The 15,554-nt window shown below is 59.1% G+C and carries 13 protein-coding genes; 10 read left to right on the forward strand and 3 right to left on the reverse strand.

Annotation, left to right across the window (positions count from 1 at the left end):
- Nucleotides 1–130: 130 nt before the first annotated feature.
- Together IVB22_RS11260 and IVB22_RS11265 are read left to right on the forward strand one after the other, a co-directional pair.
- Nucleotides 131–739, forward strand: a complete 609-nt coding sequence (locus tag IVB22_RS11260) for an NADPH-dependent FMN reductase (protein ID WP_247517386.1) — start codon at nt 131–133, stop codon at nt 737–739.
- A 181-nt stretch (nt 740–920) separates the two neighbouring features.
- Complete coding sequence (locus IVB22_RS11265) at nt 921–2,546, forward strand: NAD(P)/FAD-dependent oxidoreductase (protein ID WP_247517387.1); 1,626 nt, start codon at nt 921–923, stop codon at nt 2,544–2,546.
- Between the two features lie 135 nt (nt 2,547–2,681).
- On the opposite strand, the gene IVB22_RS11270 is transcribed toward IVB22_RS11265, so the two are convergent.
- Together IVB22_RS11270 and IVB22_RS11275 are read right to left on the reverse strand one after the other, a co-directional pair.
- Complete coding sequence (locus tag IVB22_RS11270; RefSeq protein WP_247517388.1) at nt 2,682–3,356, reverse strand: Crp/Fnr family transcriptional regulator; 675 nt, start codon at nt 3,354–3,356, stop codon at nt 2,682–2,684.
- Nucleotides 3,357–3,539: 183 nt separating this feature from the next.
- Nucleotides 3,540–4,019, reverse strand: a complete 480-nt coding sequence (locus IVB22_RS11275; protein ID WP_247517389.1) for a MarR family winged helix-turn-helix transcriptional regulator — start codon at nt 4,017–4,019, stop codon at nt 3,540–3,542.
- 329 nt (nt 4,020–4,348) lie between these two features.
- On the opposite strand from IVB22_RS11275, the gene IVB22_RS11280 reads away from it, so the two are divergent.
- From IVB22_RS11280 to IVB22_RS11300, 5 genes are all read left to right on the forward strand, one after another.
- On the forward strand, nt 4,349–5,737 hold the full coding sequence (locus IVB22_RS11280; protein WP_247517390.1) for an MFS transporter: 1,389 nt from the start codon (nt 4,349–4,351) through the stop codon (nt 5,735–5,737).
- A gap of 149 nt (nt 5,738–5,886) precedes the next feature.
- A complete protein-coding gene (locus IVB22_RS11285) occupies nt 5,887–7,755 on the forward strand; it encodes an NAD(P)/FAD-dependent oxidoreductase (protein ID WP_247517391.1) in 1,869 nt (622 codons plus the stop codon).
- Nucleotides 7,756–8,043: 288 nt separating this feature from the next.
- Entirely contained in the window at nt 8,044–8,415 is a 372-nt protein-coding gene (locus IVB22_RS11290) for a hypothetical protein (protein WP_247517392.1), read from the forward strand.
- Nucleotides 8,416–9,218: 803 nt separating this feature from the next.
- Complete coding sequence (locus tag IVB22_RS11295; protein WP_247517863.1) at nt 9,219–10,346, forward strand: acyl-CoA dehydrogenase family protein; 1,128 nt, start codon at nt 9,219–9,221, stop codon at nt 10,344–10,346.
- 183 nt (nt 10,347–10,529) lie between these two features.
- Complete coding sequence (locus tag IVB22_RS11300; RefSeq protein WP_247517393.1) at nt 10,530–11,072, forward strand: TetR/AcrR family transcriptional regulator; 543 nt, start codon at nt 10,530–10,532, stop codon at nt 11,070–11,072.
- 427 nt (nt 11,073–11,499) lie between these two features.
- Here the strand turns inward: IVB22_RS11300 and IVB22_RS11305 are convergent, their stop codons facing one another.
- Nucleotides 11,500–11,700, reverse strand: a complete 201-nt coding sequence (locus tag IVB22_RS11305; RefSeq protein WP_247517394.1) for a hypothetical protein — start codon at nt 11,698–11,700, stop codon at nt 11,500–11,502.
- 181 nt (nt 11,701–11,881) lie between these two features.
- Here IVB22_RS11305 and IVB22_RS11310 point away from each other — a divergent pair, with 181 nt between their 5' ends.
- The 3 genes from IVB22_RS11310 to IVB22_RS11320 are packed head-to-tail and all read left to right on the forward strand — an operon-like array spanning nt 11,882 to nt 15,551.
- Nucleotides 11,882–12,691 (forward strand): ABC transporter ATP-binding protein, encoded by an 810-nt coding sequence (locus tag IVB22_RS11310; protein ID WP_247517395.1) that lies wholly within the window; start codon nt 11,882–11,884, stop codon nt 12,689–12,691.
- Between the two features lie 2 nt (nt 12,692–12,693).
- Nucleotides 12,694–14,670, forward strand: coding sequence for a long-chain fatty acid--CoA ligase (locus IVB22_RS11315; protein ID WP_247517396.1), 1,977 nt, complete (start codon nt 12,694–12,696; stop codon nt 14,668–14,670).
- Nucleotides 14,667–15,551 carry a branched-chain amino acid ABC transporter permease gene (locus tag IVB22_RS11320; protein ID WP_247517397.1) on the forward strand — a complete coding sequence of 295 codons (885 nt, stop codon included), beginning with the start codon at nt 14,667–14,669 and terminating at the stop codon, nt 15,549–15,551. Before IVB22_RS11315 ends, IVB22_RS11320 begins: the two co-directional genes overlap by 4 nt.
- Nucleotides 15,552–15,554: the final 3 nt, after the last annotated feature.

Consider the following 15,554-nt stretch of genomic DNA (forward strand, 5'->3'; position numbering starts at 1 on the left):
TTTGTACGATGCGAAATTGAAGGGCGTCGGTGTGCTTTGGGGCCGGCTGCGAAGAAGCAGACAACAAGTGGATCACGCCGCGAAGTACCTCGACCGATTGCTTCGTATCCCTCCGCTGTGGAGAGCTGACATGAACAAGACCAAACCGTTTATTGTTGGGATTGGAGGAACCACGCGCGAGGGCTCGTCGTCGGAAAAAGCGCTGGCCGTAGCCTTGGCTCATGCAAGCCGCCGAGGAGCCGAAATTCTAACGTTCGGCGGAAGCGACCTCTTGTCCTTGCCGCTTTACGATCCGTCGAATCCGGTTGAGCGCCTCGTGCCCAAGGCGAGGCATCTGATTAATGCTCTTCGTCGGGCTGACGGTGTTGTCTTTTCCTCGCCTTGCTATCATGGCGGTATTTCCGGCCTGATCAAGAATGCCGTCGACTATATGGAGACTATGCGCGCGGATGAGCGCGTCTATCTCGATGGCCGGGCCGTCGGCGTAGTCGGATGCGGATTTGGCTGGCAAGGCCCAAATGCCGTCGTCTCATCGCTACGTTCCATCACGCACGCATTGCGGGGTTGGCCGGTCCCGCTCGGGGTCGCAATCAATACGGCCGCGGTAAAATTCGACGACGACCTCTGTTCCTCCGACAGTGTGACGCAGCAACTCGAAATCATGATCGATCAGATCATCACGTTTGCCGAGATGTCCATTGATCGCGACCTGCGCGAGATGCACAGAATCGCCGTTTAATTCTTATCCTTGTTCATCAGTTTTATGGAGCCGCGAGCGAACTACCGTCAACTCGCAGCGACGAACAGCTGGTCACCACTTCTGCGGCGCTGTCCGCCTTTGGAGACCGCTTGTGCTTGCGAGAACAAGCGAGAGCGGCGGCAGCTCAACGACAAGTCTTGAAAGAACGAAAGAGGGTCTGATGTCCGAGAATGCAAAGCAACACGCGCGGGAGGCTTGCGAATACGACGTGATCGTCGTCGGGGCCGGTTTCGGCGGGCTTTATGCGCTACACAAACTGCGGTCGGAAGGTTATTCCGTACGCGTGCTTGAAGCCGGGGAAGCTATCGGCGGCACCTGGTATTGGAATAGGTATCCCGGCGCGCGCTGCGACATCGAAAGCTTCCAGTATTCCTATTCCTTCTCGGACGAAATCCAGCAAGAGTGGGAGTGGTCCGAACTCTACGCGGCACAGCCCGAGATACTCCGGTACATCAATTATGTCGCCGACAAACTCGACCTGCGTCGGGATATAGAGCTGAACACGCAGGTGGTCGCTGCAACTTTCGATGACATCGAAAAGAAATGGCACGTTGTTACTAGGGCCGGTGAACTGCTGGTAGCACCATTCTGCGTCATGGCCTCGGGGTGCCTGTCGGTCCCGCTTTCCCTGTCCCTGAAAGGACTCGAAGCATTCGAGGGTCAGGTATACCGCACCTTTAATTGGCCAGAGGGCGGGGTCGATCTTGCCGGCAAGCGCGTTGGCCTCATCGGGACGGGCTCTTCCGGTATCCAAGCCACGCCCCGCCTGGCGGAACAGGCTGACCATCTGACCGTTTTTCAGCGGACCCCGAATTTCAGTATTCCGGCCCACAATCGGAAGATGGAGCAGAAATACGCCCGTGATTGGAAGAAGGCGTATCGAGAACGTCGCCTTCAGGCGCTGGAAACGAAGAGCTTAATTCTCTTGAACGCCGGACTGAAACCCGGGAGCGCTGTTACGCGCGAAGAGCGTCAAGAGGAATTCGAAGCGCGTTGGGCCGTCGGTGGTTTTGGCTTCATGAACATGTTTACGGACATATCTACCAACAAGGAAGTCAACGATCACGTGGCCGAATTTGTTCGGTCGAAGATAGTCGAGATCGTGCGGGATCCCGTCACTGCAGACAAGCTTTGCCCGAAGGATTACCCCATCGGCTCAAAACGCATATGCGTTGACACGGACTATTTTCAGACTTTCAACCGACCTAATGTGAAGCTGGTCGATATACAGACAGACCCCATCGTCACGGTTACGCCGACGGGCGTCCGGACACAGTCCGCAGAGCATCAGTTTAATGTGCTGGTACTGGCTACGGGTTTTGACGCGATGACCGGAGCAATGCTTCGGATCGATATCACCGGCGTCGGCGGGCAGAAATTGAAAGACAAATGGGCCGAGGGCCCCAGGACCTATCTTGGAATGGCAATCTCAGGCTTTCCAAACATGTTCCTGATCACGGGTCCAGGCAGTCCTTCGGTGCTTTCGAACATGGTCACTGCCGTCGAGTTGCACGTCGATTGGATAGCCAAATGTATCGCCTATTTGAAGCAGAACGAGTATGTGGCGGTTGAAGCGGAGCATCAGGCGGAAGAGAAGTGGGTGGCACGGGTGAATGAGCTGGGAAACGGCACACTCATTCCGAAGGGGAAAAACTCCTGGTATATGGGCGCGAATGTGCCCGGCAAGCCGCGGGTAATCCTGCCATTTCTGGGTGGCGCGGCGAACTATGCGAAAATTTGTGAAGAAATTGCGAACGACCGATATTCCGGATTTCGCTTCATCTAACGGTACAACGAGCAAGGCGTCACAATCGACGCGAAACATATTCGCTCTTTTGCCAAATGCTAGGCCGGAAATCAGACGTCGGTAGAAAGGCCGAACGTACCAATGAGCTTGACTGCGCTACGCTAGGGGGAAAGATCACTCCCCATAATGACGCAATCGGTCGACATCGAGCACTGTGATGCCACCATATTCCAGGCGAAGCACACCTTCCTGCTCGAGCCGGTTGAGACAGCGATTGGTGTTCTGGCGCGAGATGCCGGAGAGCGCGCCAATCTCCTCCTGCTTGATCTCAAGATGCGCAATCAAGTTCGGGTAGAGCACTGGATTGAACAGCGAAGCAATACCGCGGGCGACACGAGTCGTCATGTCCCTCGTGCGGCTATATTCGACCTGTCCGATGACTTGGCCGAGCCGCTCGTTGAGCTGCCGTACCAGAAACCGGTTAAATGCCACACTGTTCTCGAACAGCCAAACGAAGGTGGTGCGGTCCATGAGCGCCAGACGGGAATCGCGCAGCGCGACGACGTCGTGCCGGCGCGCTTCGTTCTTGAGCACGCTGCCTTCGCCAAACCAGGCTCCGGACGTGAGGCTGGCGAAACTGGCTTCCTTGCCGTCCCGGGAGACGACGCCCATCCGCGCAAGCCCAGAGACCACTCCGGCCCAGTAATCGAAGCGGTCCCCGCGCATGAAGATGCATTCCTCGGCACCATAAGATCGCTCGACGATACCAGTGCGGGCAACCTCGCTCTCGCGGACATCAAGCTCCTGCGACCAGGCGGCGACCCGCCTAAGGTGGTCCTGCGCAATCATTCATGATGCTCCGAAAGTCGTCCGTTCCTAGACAGCTGGACAGTAAATCGCAACAGAACAGCGTCGCGCGTGACTGGTTCGGGCAGGGGCGGAGCCTGACACCAAGCTCCGACGGCAATAATGCGATCCGGTTTGACCACGTCACGGCGTATCGCGAGAGGGCCGCGATTCGGGGTAGTTACATCAGGGGTTGATCAGAAGATCATTGGCGTTTCGCTCGAGAATTTCAATAACCCGGAAAGCCTCCTGCTGGGAAAGCCCGGAAAGCAGGCGGTTTTGGCGCTCCCAGGCAATCGGCGCCAGCTTTTGGATCATCTCAACGCCGGCCGCCGTCAGTGAAATAAGAGTCATCCGGCTGTCGGTCGGATGGCCTTTACGGCTCACCAAGCCGCGCTTGTGCAGGCCGTCGATCAATCGACTTACCCAAGCCTTGTCTATCCGTCCGCGGCGGCTGAGTTCCGCCACGGTGAGCGGTTGTTCCTCGCGCAGAACGATGAGTGCGCGGAGTTCGGAGTTGTTGATGTCAAACCGCCGTTCAAAAACAGCAGTTGCCGCCCGGCTGATGACATCGGCGAGATGGATCACGCGGAAAGCTACCAGGTCCGTTAGCGGAAACTGATCCTCTTGCCTTGCTGGCCGGAGGCCGCGGGCTTTGCGCGCCATAGTCGTTGAACTCCGCTTGCTCTTAGTTCGCTAGGCATAGACGACTCGGAGCCCTTTACCAATCGCTGTCCCGCCGCATGGGCTAAATACTATATCGGAATTTATCGTTGTTTACACATCGTTGTCTTGACATCGATATGGTGGCGTGGTTTGGTGCGCGAAATAATGGATGGCGCCAAAGGCCGACTTGGCCTGCGCCTTAGAAATACCGGGCAGGATCGTCGCGATGGATGAAGGGCATGATCAGCTCAAATCACGCATGATTTCATAGCTCCGGAAGGCGCTAGAAGGCTACAGAGCCGATCGGAGGACCCATGCTAGAGCAACCAATGGTTGACGTTTCGCGGCTGATCGACGAGCGCCGGATCAACGGCTTCAACATCAAGTTGGTGCTGTTCTCATTTCTGCTCGTCCTCCTCGACGGATACGACATCACTGCGGCGGCGTTTGCCGCGCCATTCCTCGTGAAGGAGTGGGGCATCACGAGTATGGCTACGCTCGGGCCGGTCTTCAGCGCGAGCCTGGTTGGCGTTCTCGCCGGCTCGCCGATCTTCGGCTATGTGGGCGACCGGTTCGGCCGGAAAGTCGCGATCGTCGGCTCATGCCTTATGTTCGGCATCTTCACGCTTGCGTGCACCAAGGCGGGCGCGGTGACCGATCTGATTTATTTGCGCTTGCTCGCCGGCATCGGGATTGGGGGACTGCTCCCGAACATCACCGCATTGAACGGGGAGTTCGCCCCGCGCCGGATCCGCGCGACGATGATCATCGTCATGTTCACCGGCATCACCTTCGGCGGCGCGCTCCCGGGCCTCGTCTCCGCGACGCTCGTGCCGCAGTACGGGTGGCAGGTCCTCTTTCTCATCGGCGGCGCGATCCCGACCGCAGTTGCGATCCTTGCGATCTTTCTCCTGCCCGAGTCCTTGAAGTTTCTCGTGCTGAACAACCGCAGGCGCGAGGCTATCGTTCGTATCGTGCGCGCCCTCGACCCGGCGCTCCGTATCGGTCCGGAGACGCGCTTCGTGGTCCAGGGAGAGCCCGCATTTTCGGGGTTCACGCCAAAGCTGCTGTTCGCGGGCCGCCTTGCATATCTCACGCCACTCTTGTGGGTGATGTTCATATGCTGCCAGATGACTTTCTACTTCACCAATAGCTGGCTGCCCACGGTGCTTGCGACTGCGCAAGTGCCGACCTCGCATGCAGCGATCGCCACCTCGATCTTCCAGTTCGGCGGCACGGTCGGCGGTCTGGCGCTCGCCCGACCGCTCGATAAGTACGGCTTCACGCCAGTGGCGATGCTGTTCGCGCTATCGCTTCCGATCGTTGGCTCATTGGGCTTCCTCACCGGCATCGAGCCGCTGCTGATGACCGCCGTTTTCTTCGCCGGATTCTGCCTTCTCGGCCTGCAACTCGGGCTTAATGCAGCATCGGCGCTAATCTATCCAACCGCTTTCCGCGCCAATGGGTCCGGCTGGGCCTTCGCTGCCGGGCGCGTCGGTTCGGTGAGCGGTCCCGTGCTCGGCGGCATTCTGATCGCGATGAAGCTTCCGCTCTATGAGATCTTCCTGCTGCTGCTCATTCCGCTCGGCGTCGGGACCGTCGCAAGCGTCGTCATCGCCCGGCTGTTCGGAACGGGATTCCAGGACGACGTTCCCGTCGCACCGGGTACCAAGACCCCCGCGTTACCTGCCCACGACGCGATCGGTGGCAAAGCATGATCGCAGCCGCGCATCGACGCTGGCTCGGTAGTTAGCCTGAAGCGATAAAGCGCGGCGGATCGGAACGCGGGCGGCGCGGCGGTGAGCGGGCCGTCGCACTCCACCGTACGTGAATAAATTGAAGAGATGGCATAAGGAGTGAGCAGCCGATGGGTATCGCGGAGAAAACCGAAGAGCATCGGGATATGGCCGTCACGAAGTGGCTCGCCGATTTCGAAACCACGCTGGCTGGCGACGGCATGTCCACTCTCGCGGACCTGTTCCATCCCGACGGATACTGGCGCGACCTTCTCGCGCTGACCTGGGAGCTCAAGACGTTTCACGGTCTCTCCGAGGTGCAAGGCGGCCTGACGGGCGTCGGCTCTACGACACGCTGCCGCAACTTTCGCCTTCAGGGCCGCACCACGACGGGCGTACTCGGTGAGTTTGGCCCGACGGTCGAAGGCTTCTTCACGTTCGAGACCGAGCTTGCCTCCGCGCGCGGATACCTGCGCCTCGTCCCCGTCACTGAGGCGGGCCGGGCCGGCTTCCGGGCCGTGACGGTTCTCACTGCCATGCTTGACCTGAAGAACTTTCCCGAACGCGGGCGCGCGAACCGCGACGAGACTTTCATGAGAGCCGTGGAGGCCGGGGCCGACAATTGGCTCGATCGTCGGGGCGCGGCCGTCGCCTATCGCGATCGGGACCCCGAGGTCCTCATCATTGGCGCGGGCCAGGCGGGGCTCATGCTGGCGGCACGGTTGCGGCACCTTGACGTCGACGCGCTGGTGGTGGATCGCGACGAACGGGTCGGCGACGTCTGGCGGAAGCGATATCACTCACTCACGCTGCACAACGAGATCGCAAGCAACCACTTTCCATACCTGTCATTTCCCGACAGTTGGCCCGTCTACCTGCCCAAGGATAAACTCGCCAACTGGATGGAATTCTACGCCGACGTGATGGAGCTCAACATCTGGACGCGTACGGAATTCCTTGGCGCGACCTACGACGGCGCCGACCGACAGTGGACCGCGCGGCTCAGGACATCCGATGGCAGCGTGCGCGTCTTGCGGCCGATCCACCTTGTCATGGCGATCGGTGTCAGCGGTCTTCCGAACATTCCGCACATCGAGGGTCTTGAGGCGTTCAAGGGCGCCATCATCCATTCGAGCGGGCGGACGGACGATGTGGCTACCCAGGGCAAATCGGCGCTGGTCGTCGGCGCCGGCACCAGCGCCCACGACATCGCGCAGGACCTCTACATGCGAGGTGCCGAGGTCACAATGCTGCAGCGCTCCTCGACGACGGTCGTCAGCATCGTACCCAGCGCGGCGAAGGCCACCCAGCTGTTTCGCAGCAATGAGGGCGTCCGGCCGATCGAGGACATCGACATTATGGGCGCGTCGGTGCCCTACGACCTCGTTCGCCGCCTCCACGGACCTCTGAGCCGGCAAATGGCATTCGAGGACCGTGACCTGCACGACCGCCTGCGAAAGGTCGGCTTCGCGCTCGACAATGGCGAAGACGATACCGGCTTCTTCCTGAAGCTATTGCGACGTCTCAGCGGCTATTATCTCAACGTCGGCGCGTCCGACCTCATCGCCGACGGTCGCATCAAGCTGAAGCCGGGAGTTGAGATCGATCGGCTCGAGGGTGCGGAAGCCGTGTTCTCCGACGGCTCGCGCATGAACGTCGACCTGCTCGTTCTCGCGACGGGCTGGAAGCCTCTACAGGAGGCCGTCCGCGCACTGCTCGGCGACGAGGTGGCCGAACGGGTCGGACCGATCTGGGGCATCGGTGCGGACGGCGAGCTCCGCAACATGTTCGGCACCACGTGCCAGGACAATTTCTACGTCGTCGGTGGGACCATCACGATGTGCCGGTCCTTATCACGCTACACCGCGTTGCTGATCAAGGCTGCGCTGGAGGGCCTGATCCAAAGCGTCGGCGCGCCGGAGGGCGCAAGCAATCACGGAGAGGTTTCCATCGCCGGGAGGCAGGCTCCGGCACGAGCAATGACCGGAGTGGACCGGTGACGAAGGTACGGACTTGCGTTGCGCTCGTGACCGGGGAGGCGACAGGTTAGGCCTGATGTTTCGGGGCAAATGAGGTGTCTCGCCCGCACACACCTCACAGAAGCCGACGATCGCAATCGCTTGTTGGTGTCGGTCGTCGTCGCTGGACAAGGCATCGGATGCGAGCGGCCCTAACAGACCCTCGAAGAGCGAACCGACAATGCACGCGGCAGACGCCTGGAGATCCTGCCGCGGCATTTCCTGCCCGCGAATGCCCTGCTCGGTGATCGTCTCGAAAACCCGGGCTAATTGGCGCCGGTATTTCAACCTGGCGGCTTCGATCTCTGGCTCAACGGCCGCAAGCTCATGGACCTCATCCGGGGAACAGATAGCGCTCTCGAGAAGCTGCAGGTAGCACTATCCGAGATCATGTCCCCAACTGGAGGAAGCTTCCGCGTCAACCGCATCATAAACAGGGATTTTCGGGTCGACACAACCGTCCCCGCCGGCGTTCAGGTGATAGATGCAGTGCTCGAAGTCTTCCTAGCCCGTGAAGTAGGGGAAACATTCGACGAGACTGCCTCCATAGAAAAATCAGCTGGCATTAATGTCATTGGCGCATATGAAGTCAGCGAACACGTGATTCTTCCTCTGTCGCCAGAGAGGGGCGCAAAGTCATAGCCACGTCGTTAGGGTCTTCACGGCTTGCGATTTGAATTGCACTAACGTCGGTTTGCTTTCCGATCACCGGATTCGGATACGGAAAATCGGGGACAAAGTAGCCGGGACAGGATTGATAGACGACTGAAGGCGGGTCATCGGGGGGACTTCGTTGCTTGCCGCTGATGGCGGAACTGAATCCTGCGCCAGTGCAGCTGGAATAATTGCGTAAATGTCTCCGAATAGTGAAGATCGTCCGGACGCCCTCATGCTTTCGATGCGTGATCCCTAGTCGGGTATATCCCTGAATGCGCTGCGTCGCTCCGTGCCCGGAGGAAGGCGAACCGTTGCCTCGACTAGGGCAAAGAATCGCTCAGATTGGCTGTCTAGCTCGCCATAGCTCACCTTCTATCCTTCTCAATCTGCGGGAAAACGGAGAGAGGTGCGGGCGATCCCACACTCGTTACCTCGGTCAGCTCTTTACCGCAGAGGGACAGACGACAATGGTTGGGTCTCCCAGCGCCGCCTGCAGCGACGCCGCGCACGGCTTGTGAGGGAGGTCTGGCGGCCTAATCTATTCTCGGCTGGCCTCGCACGTGGCTTACCAAACGTCTCGAGCTTCAACGTTCAAATCCACATTTGGCATGACGATAATCAATCGAGAATAGAGTCTCCTCCGCCAGGAGTTCGCCGGACGGCACTGAACTCCAACTTGGTTCGTCAAAATATTTGACCGACGAGTAAATACGTGTATTCTCTCGTAAAAAAGTCAGCCTATTGCGGATATAGTCATGAACGAGCATTTCAGCGACATGAAATCAGACATGTTCTTGTCTGACCAGCAACGCATGATCCGCGCCTCAGCTCGCAAAATCGCGCGCGACGTTCTTACCCCAACCGCTGCCGAACGAGATCGCACGTCAACGTGGCCGGCCGGAGAACTCAAGACGCTTGCGGCTCAGGGTTTCATGGGCATGACAATTCCCGAGGAATTTGGTGGATCGGGGGCGGGGTTTCTCGCCTACTGTCTCGCGATCGAGGAACTCTCCGCTGCGGACGCCGGCGTTGGAACGATCGTTCATGTTCATAGCCTCGGCCCGGGGCATGTCATCGTAAGAAACGGTACTGCCGAGCAAAAGAAACGACTTCTTCCGGCGATGGCTTCTGGCGAGAAGATCGGCGCCTTCCTGATTACTGAGCCACAGGCGGGTTCAGATACTTCGGCGCTCCGGACCTCAGCGCGCCGCGACGGCGACGATTTCGTGATCAACGGAACCAAGCAGTTTATCTCCAACGGCAGCGAGGCTGGCGTGGCGATCATCGTCGCGCGCACCAATCCCGATGCAGGCAAGCAGGGCTTCACCACGTTCTTGGTCGAGCCGCCCGTCAAAGGCTACGTCGTCAGCCGCGTCGAGGACAAACTGGGGCAGCGGACCGCGCACATCGCCCAAATTCAGCTCGACGACCTTCGCATCCCTAAGGAAAATATCCTTGGCCCGCTTGATGGTGGCTACGGCATCACGATGTCGGGTCTTTCCGATGGGCGCATCGCAATCGCTGCGCAGGCGGTCGGCATCGCTCAGGCTGCATTGGGAGCCGCCGTACAGTATGCGCGCGACCGCGAAGTTGCAGGTAAATCGATCATGGATCTACAAGGCGTCAGTTTCACCCTAGCCGATATGGCGGCGCAGATCGACGTCGCCAGACAATACTATACTTACGCTGCACGCTTGCTTGAGGCCGGCGTGCCCTGCTTCAAGGAAGCTGCAATTGCGAAGCTATTCGCGAGCGAAATGGCCGAGAAAGTGTGCTCCGAAGCGCTACAGATCCACGGTGGGTACGGCTATCTGAGAGATTTTCCGGTGGAGCGCTATTACCGTGATGTCCGCGTCTGCAAAATCTATGAGGGTACAAGCAACATCCAGAAGCTCATTATAGCCCGCAGCCTTTGACTACGATGTATATTCGCGGTCATAAAAGACGTCTAAATCAGTCCAGTTGTATCGGGATAAGGGCTCCCGTATTCGATATGAAAATTTAGGAGTGGTGCAGTGTCGCCTCGAAATCGCCAGCTTGCAACATGGAACGAGACCGTTCAAACGCGCGATCAGCAATTCAACTTAAAGCGCACGGCAGTGCTGAAAGAGGCGGCGCGCGCGTTCAATTCGCTAGGCTACCACGCGACCTCGCTCGACGATGTCGCGAAGACACTCGGCGTGACCAAGCCTGCCCTCTATTATTACGTCAAGAACAAGCAGGAAATCCTATTCGAGTGCCACATGTTATCGCAAGATCTGGGCGATCGCGCTTTCGAACACGCGTACAAGACCGGTACGACCGGCCGCGAAATCTTGTTGTCGTGGGCGACAAAATTCATCGAATCGTATAACAGCGAGATCGGCGATTGTGCGGTGCTAGTCGAATTTCAGGCACTCGATCCCGCCAATCGCAAGATTGTCGCCGCCCGCCGCCACAAGGCCCAGCATCAAATGGAGGCAATTATCGAGAAGGGTATGGCTGACGGCAGTATCCGCCCGGTCGATCCGAAGTTGACGGTCTTTTTCTTCATGGGCGCGTTAAACTGGATGGCGCGCTGGTTCGATCAGGGCGGACCCAAGAGCGGCGCTGAAATCGCAACGGCTTTTACAGATCTTCTCGATCACGCTGTCTCGCCCTAGGCAAATTCCAAGGGCCTTAAGGGCGGCGCTGTCGGTGCGCTGGCCACGAGCTAACTTTTCGCGACCGAAGGAAGGTCGCGAGCGAACCGTTGCTTCGCTACGGGCTTGAAGCCGCTGCGTTCAAGGCTTTTGCGCAACATGTTGGCGGGTATTCCAGTGACTTCAGCCGTCAGCTGAATATCCTCAGCGTTGCTGTCCAATCGGCATCTGCCCGTAGTCGTCGGCGGCTATGCTCGCGGGTCGCCGCAATGAAGGGTGTATCGACATAGGCGAAGTCGGCGCCAAGTTCTTCCGCAACATCGATCACGCGCCCGTTCGAGATCGCTCCAGCGAGCACGAGGGGTCCGGCGAAGAATACGGAGGGCGGTGACCAACGCGAACAGGTTGAGCCACCCGGTGTTGCCCCCGGAGCCGCCGCACAGCAAAATCAGACCATCCACTCCGGCTTCTGCCACGCGTCGGGCATGTTTGACGAGGCAACGTCGGAGAAAACCACGCCGACATAGCCCCTTATCGCATCGACGACGCGCGCCGGATTTCCGACGCCGGCGATTACCAGCGGCGACTTGTGCTTGACAACTAGATCGACATCCTCCGCCAGCCTCGCGTTGGTTGGATGGACGATCACGTTCGCCGCGTAAGAAGCAGAACCCTCTTCAATTCGGCCCTAATCTTGACGAGGCATCGATCGCAGGGTGCCGTCGAATGATTCAAAAAGCATTTGACTTTGTAGTAAATAGTATGCCTGATGGGTCATCAAAAGCAAAAATAAGCACGCTCTCAAGCGATTGCGGGGTCCCGGAGGAAACATGCAGGCCGAAGCGGCGATCAGAGCACGGTCGGGTTTGAAGGGCATGCAGCCGGTTCTGACTGCAGACCGGCTGCGCATGTCATTCGGTGGCGTGGTTGCCCTGAATGAGGTCTCGATAGAGATCGGACGCGACGAACTTATCGCGATCATCGGCCCCAATGGGGCTGGCAAAACTTCGCTGATGAACTGCATGAGCGGCTTTTATCGGCCGCAGGAAGGCCGCATCGTCTTCGATGGCGAGCAGATCGTTGGTCGCAGCGTTCATCACATTGCGCGATCCGGATTGGCGCGAACCTTTCAGGGAACGCACATCTTCCCCGACATGACCGTGGTCGAGAACATCATGATCGGACGACACATGCATATGCGCAGTTCGATTTTGCAGGCCTTCGTGCATTTTCACTGGGCCCAAAAGGAAGAGATGCAGCATCGCGAGATCGTCGAGGAAATCATCGAATTGCTGGAAATCGAGGCGATCCGCCATCAACCCGTGGGTGCCCTCGGATACGGCCTGCGCAAGCGCGTCGACCTTGGACGCGCGCTCGCGCAGGAGCCGAAAATCCTGCTGATGGACGAGCCGATGGCCGGGATGAACAACGAGGAGAAGGAAGACCTCGCCCGTTTCATCCTCGACGTACGTGAAGCGCGCGGTATTCCAGTGGTTCTTGTCGAGCACGATATGGGCGTCGTCATGGACCTCGCGGACCGCATTTACGTGCTGGACTTCGGAAAAATGATTGCGACCGGAACGCCGGCGCAGATCCAGCGCGATCCGCTGGTCATGAAGGCTTACTTGGGCGAGAAATGACAGTGGCCGCCGAAACGATGAAGACATTGCCGCAAACATTCGTCGAGCGGGCCACCGCGGAGCCTGACCGGCTGATCGCGCGGCACAAATACCGGGGCATTTGGCGCAAATTTCGCTATGGCGACGTGCTGGAAAGGGTCCGCAATCTGGCGCTCGGCTTGCAGTCGATGCCGTTAGCGCGGGGTGAAACGGTCGCCATCATCGGCGAAAACGAGCCCGAGAACTTTTGGGTCGAGCTAGCCGTGTTAGCGATCGGAGGCAAGGTCGTCTCGCTCTACCCGGACTTAACCGTCGGCGAAATCGAATACCTGCTGAACGACAGCCAGGCGGTCTATCTCATAGGTCAGGACCAGGAGCAGATGGACAAGGGGCTCGCAATGCTCGGCAGCGTGCCGACGCTGCGCCGGTTGATCTACTGGGATGATACCGGCATGTGGTCCTACCGGCAGCCGAGCCTCATGAAGCTCGAGCTGGTGGAAGATGCAGGACGCATACGGCATGTCGCGGAGCCCGGGCTGTTCGACAGCCTTCTCGAATTGGGCCGACCGGACGACATCGCCGTACTGTCCTACACCTCCGGTACGACGGGGCGACCCAAGGGCGTGGTTCTGACCCATCGTTATCTGATGGATAACGCGCATCGATTGGTGAGTGGCACCGACATCGCGCCGGGCATGGACTATCTCACCTACATCGCGCCGGCCTGGGCGACCGAACAACTGTTCGGAATCACGATCGGCGTCACGTTGCCCCTGATTGTCAACTTTCCGGAATCTCCGGAGCAGGTTCTGGCCAATCTCCGCGAAGTCGCTGTCGAGGTGATGATGTTCGCGCCCCGACAGTGGGAGAGCCTGGCCTCAACGATCCAGGCGAAAATGCTCGACGCGGGGCCGATCCGCCGCCGCATCTACGAATGGGGCGTCGATATCGGACGCAAGGTCAACGTCGGCCGCCTTGATGGCAAGCCGGTGCCGCTTGCCGCCCGCCTGGCGTTTCCGCTGGCAGAGGCTTTGGTTCTGAAGCCGTTGCGCGACAAGCTCGGCCTGACGCGCCTAAAGGTCGCGCTGTCCGGCGGCTCCACTATGGCGCCCGATGTGTTCCGGCTGTTTCACGCCATCGGCGTGCCATTGCGCAACCTTTACGGCTCGACCGAGATCGGCGTGATGACGATCCACCAGGGCAATCGCTACGATCTGGAAACCGTCGGCCACTGGCTGGACGCCCACCCCGAGATGCCACCGCTGCAGTGGCAGGTTTCATCGGCCGGCGAGTTGATGGTACGCGGCGGATCGTTTTTTCAAGGCTATTTCGGCAAGCCCGACAAGACCGCCGAACGAATCGACGGCGGGTGGTACCGCACCGGCGATGCAGTGTCCGTGACCAGTTCCGGCGAACTGGTTTTCCTCGAGCGAATCGAGGATCTCGCCAAACTGAGCTCCGGGCAAAGTTACCCGCCGCAGTTCATCGAAACGCGGCTGCGCTTCAGTCCATTCATCAAAGATGTCATGACGCTCGGCGATACGTCGCGCGATTACATCGGGGCGTTGATCAATATCGACATGGAGGTCGTATCGCGGTGGGCAGAGGAACGCAGGCTCGGCTATTCAACCTTCGTCGACCTGTCGCAGATGACGGCGGTGGCTGACCTGATCCGGGAAGAGATCGTTCGCGTCAATAAATTCCTGCCCGACCACGCCCAGATCCGCCGCTTTGCGAACTTTCCCAAGGAACTCGATCCGGACGAGGGCGAATTGACGCGCACCCGCAAGCTGCGCCGCGAGTTCCTGTTGCAGCGCTATGCCGAACTGATCGACGGCCTTTACGCCGGCAAGGATCGTGTGACGTTCGCGATCCCCGTCACGTACCAGGATGGACGTCAAGGGACGATGGCAGCCAACGTGCTGGTGCACTCCATCGACGCGTCACCGCCAGTTGCCACGCCGGCCCCAACGCGGCGCAAAATGAGCGGGGTGTCATGATCGACTTTCTCAATTATCTTATCAACGGTTCGTTGGTTGGGTTGCTCTACGCCCTTATCGCGATGGGCTTCATCGTCATCTACCGCGCCTCGAAAGTTTTCAATTTCGCGCAAGGCGAACTCGTGGTGTTCGGCGGCTTCATCGTCTGGTGGATGGTGATTGAGACCGGACTGCCGCTGGTCGTAGCCCTTCCGCTGGCGATGTTACTGTCGGCGCTGTTCGGCCTAATCATCGAGCGCATCTTTTTCTCGCGTCTGGTCGGCGAATCCGCCTTCGCGATGGTAATGGTGACGATCGGCCTACTGATCCTGATCAGAGGTCTCATCCTTGTGATGTTCGGGCCGCAGGTCAGGCCGTTCCCGGTCATTTTCTCGCTGAAACCAGTTATCATCGGCGACGTCCTGATTCCCCGGTCGCTGCTGGTCGGCGCTGTCATCACGGTGGTTGTCGGACTGGGTCTGTCGTGGTTCTTCAACAACACACGCGCCGGACTCAAGATGACCGCGGTCGCGGAGGATCATCAGGTCGCATTGTCGATGGGCATCTCGGTAAAGCGTTCCATCGCCTTCGCCTGGGCGTTGGGCGCCGTGTTGTCGACCCTCGGCGCGATCATCTACCTCAGCGGCAAGTCTTTGAATTTCCTGGCGTCGGATATCGGACTTGCCGCGTTGCCGGTAGCATTGCTGGCCGGATTCGAGTCGATCGCCGGCGTCCTGCTGGCCGGACTGATCGTCGGCGCCATACAGGGACTCGTGACCGCCTATGTTGACCCGGTGGTCGGTGGAGCGGTCGGCTCGGTATTTCCGTTCGTGATCATGCTTGTCATCCTGTTTATCCGCCCGACCGGGATGTTCGGGTGGCGGACGATTGAAAGGGTTTGAGCG

The sequence above is a fragment of the Bradyrhizobium sp. 190 genome (genome assembly GCF_023073415.1).
Lineage (GTDB): Bacteria > Pseudomonadota > Alphaproteobacteria > Rhizobiales > Xanthobacteraceae > Bradyrhizobium.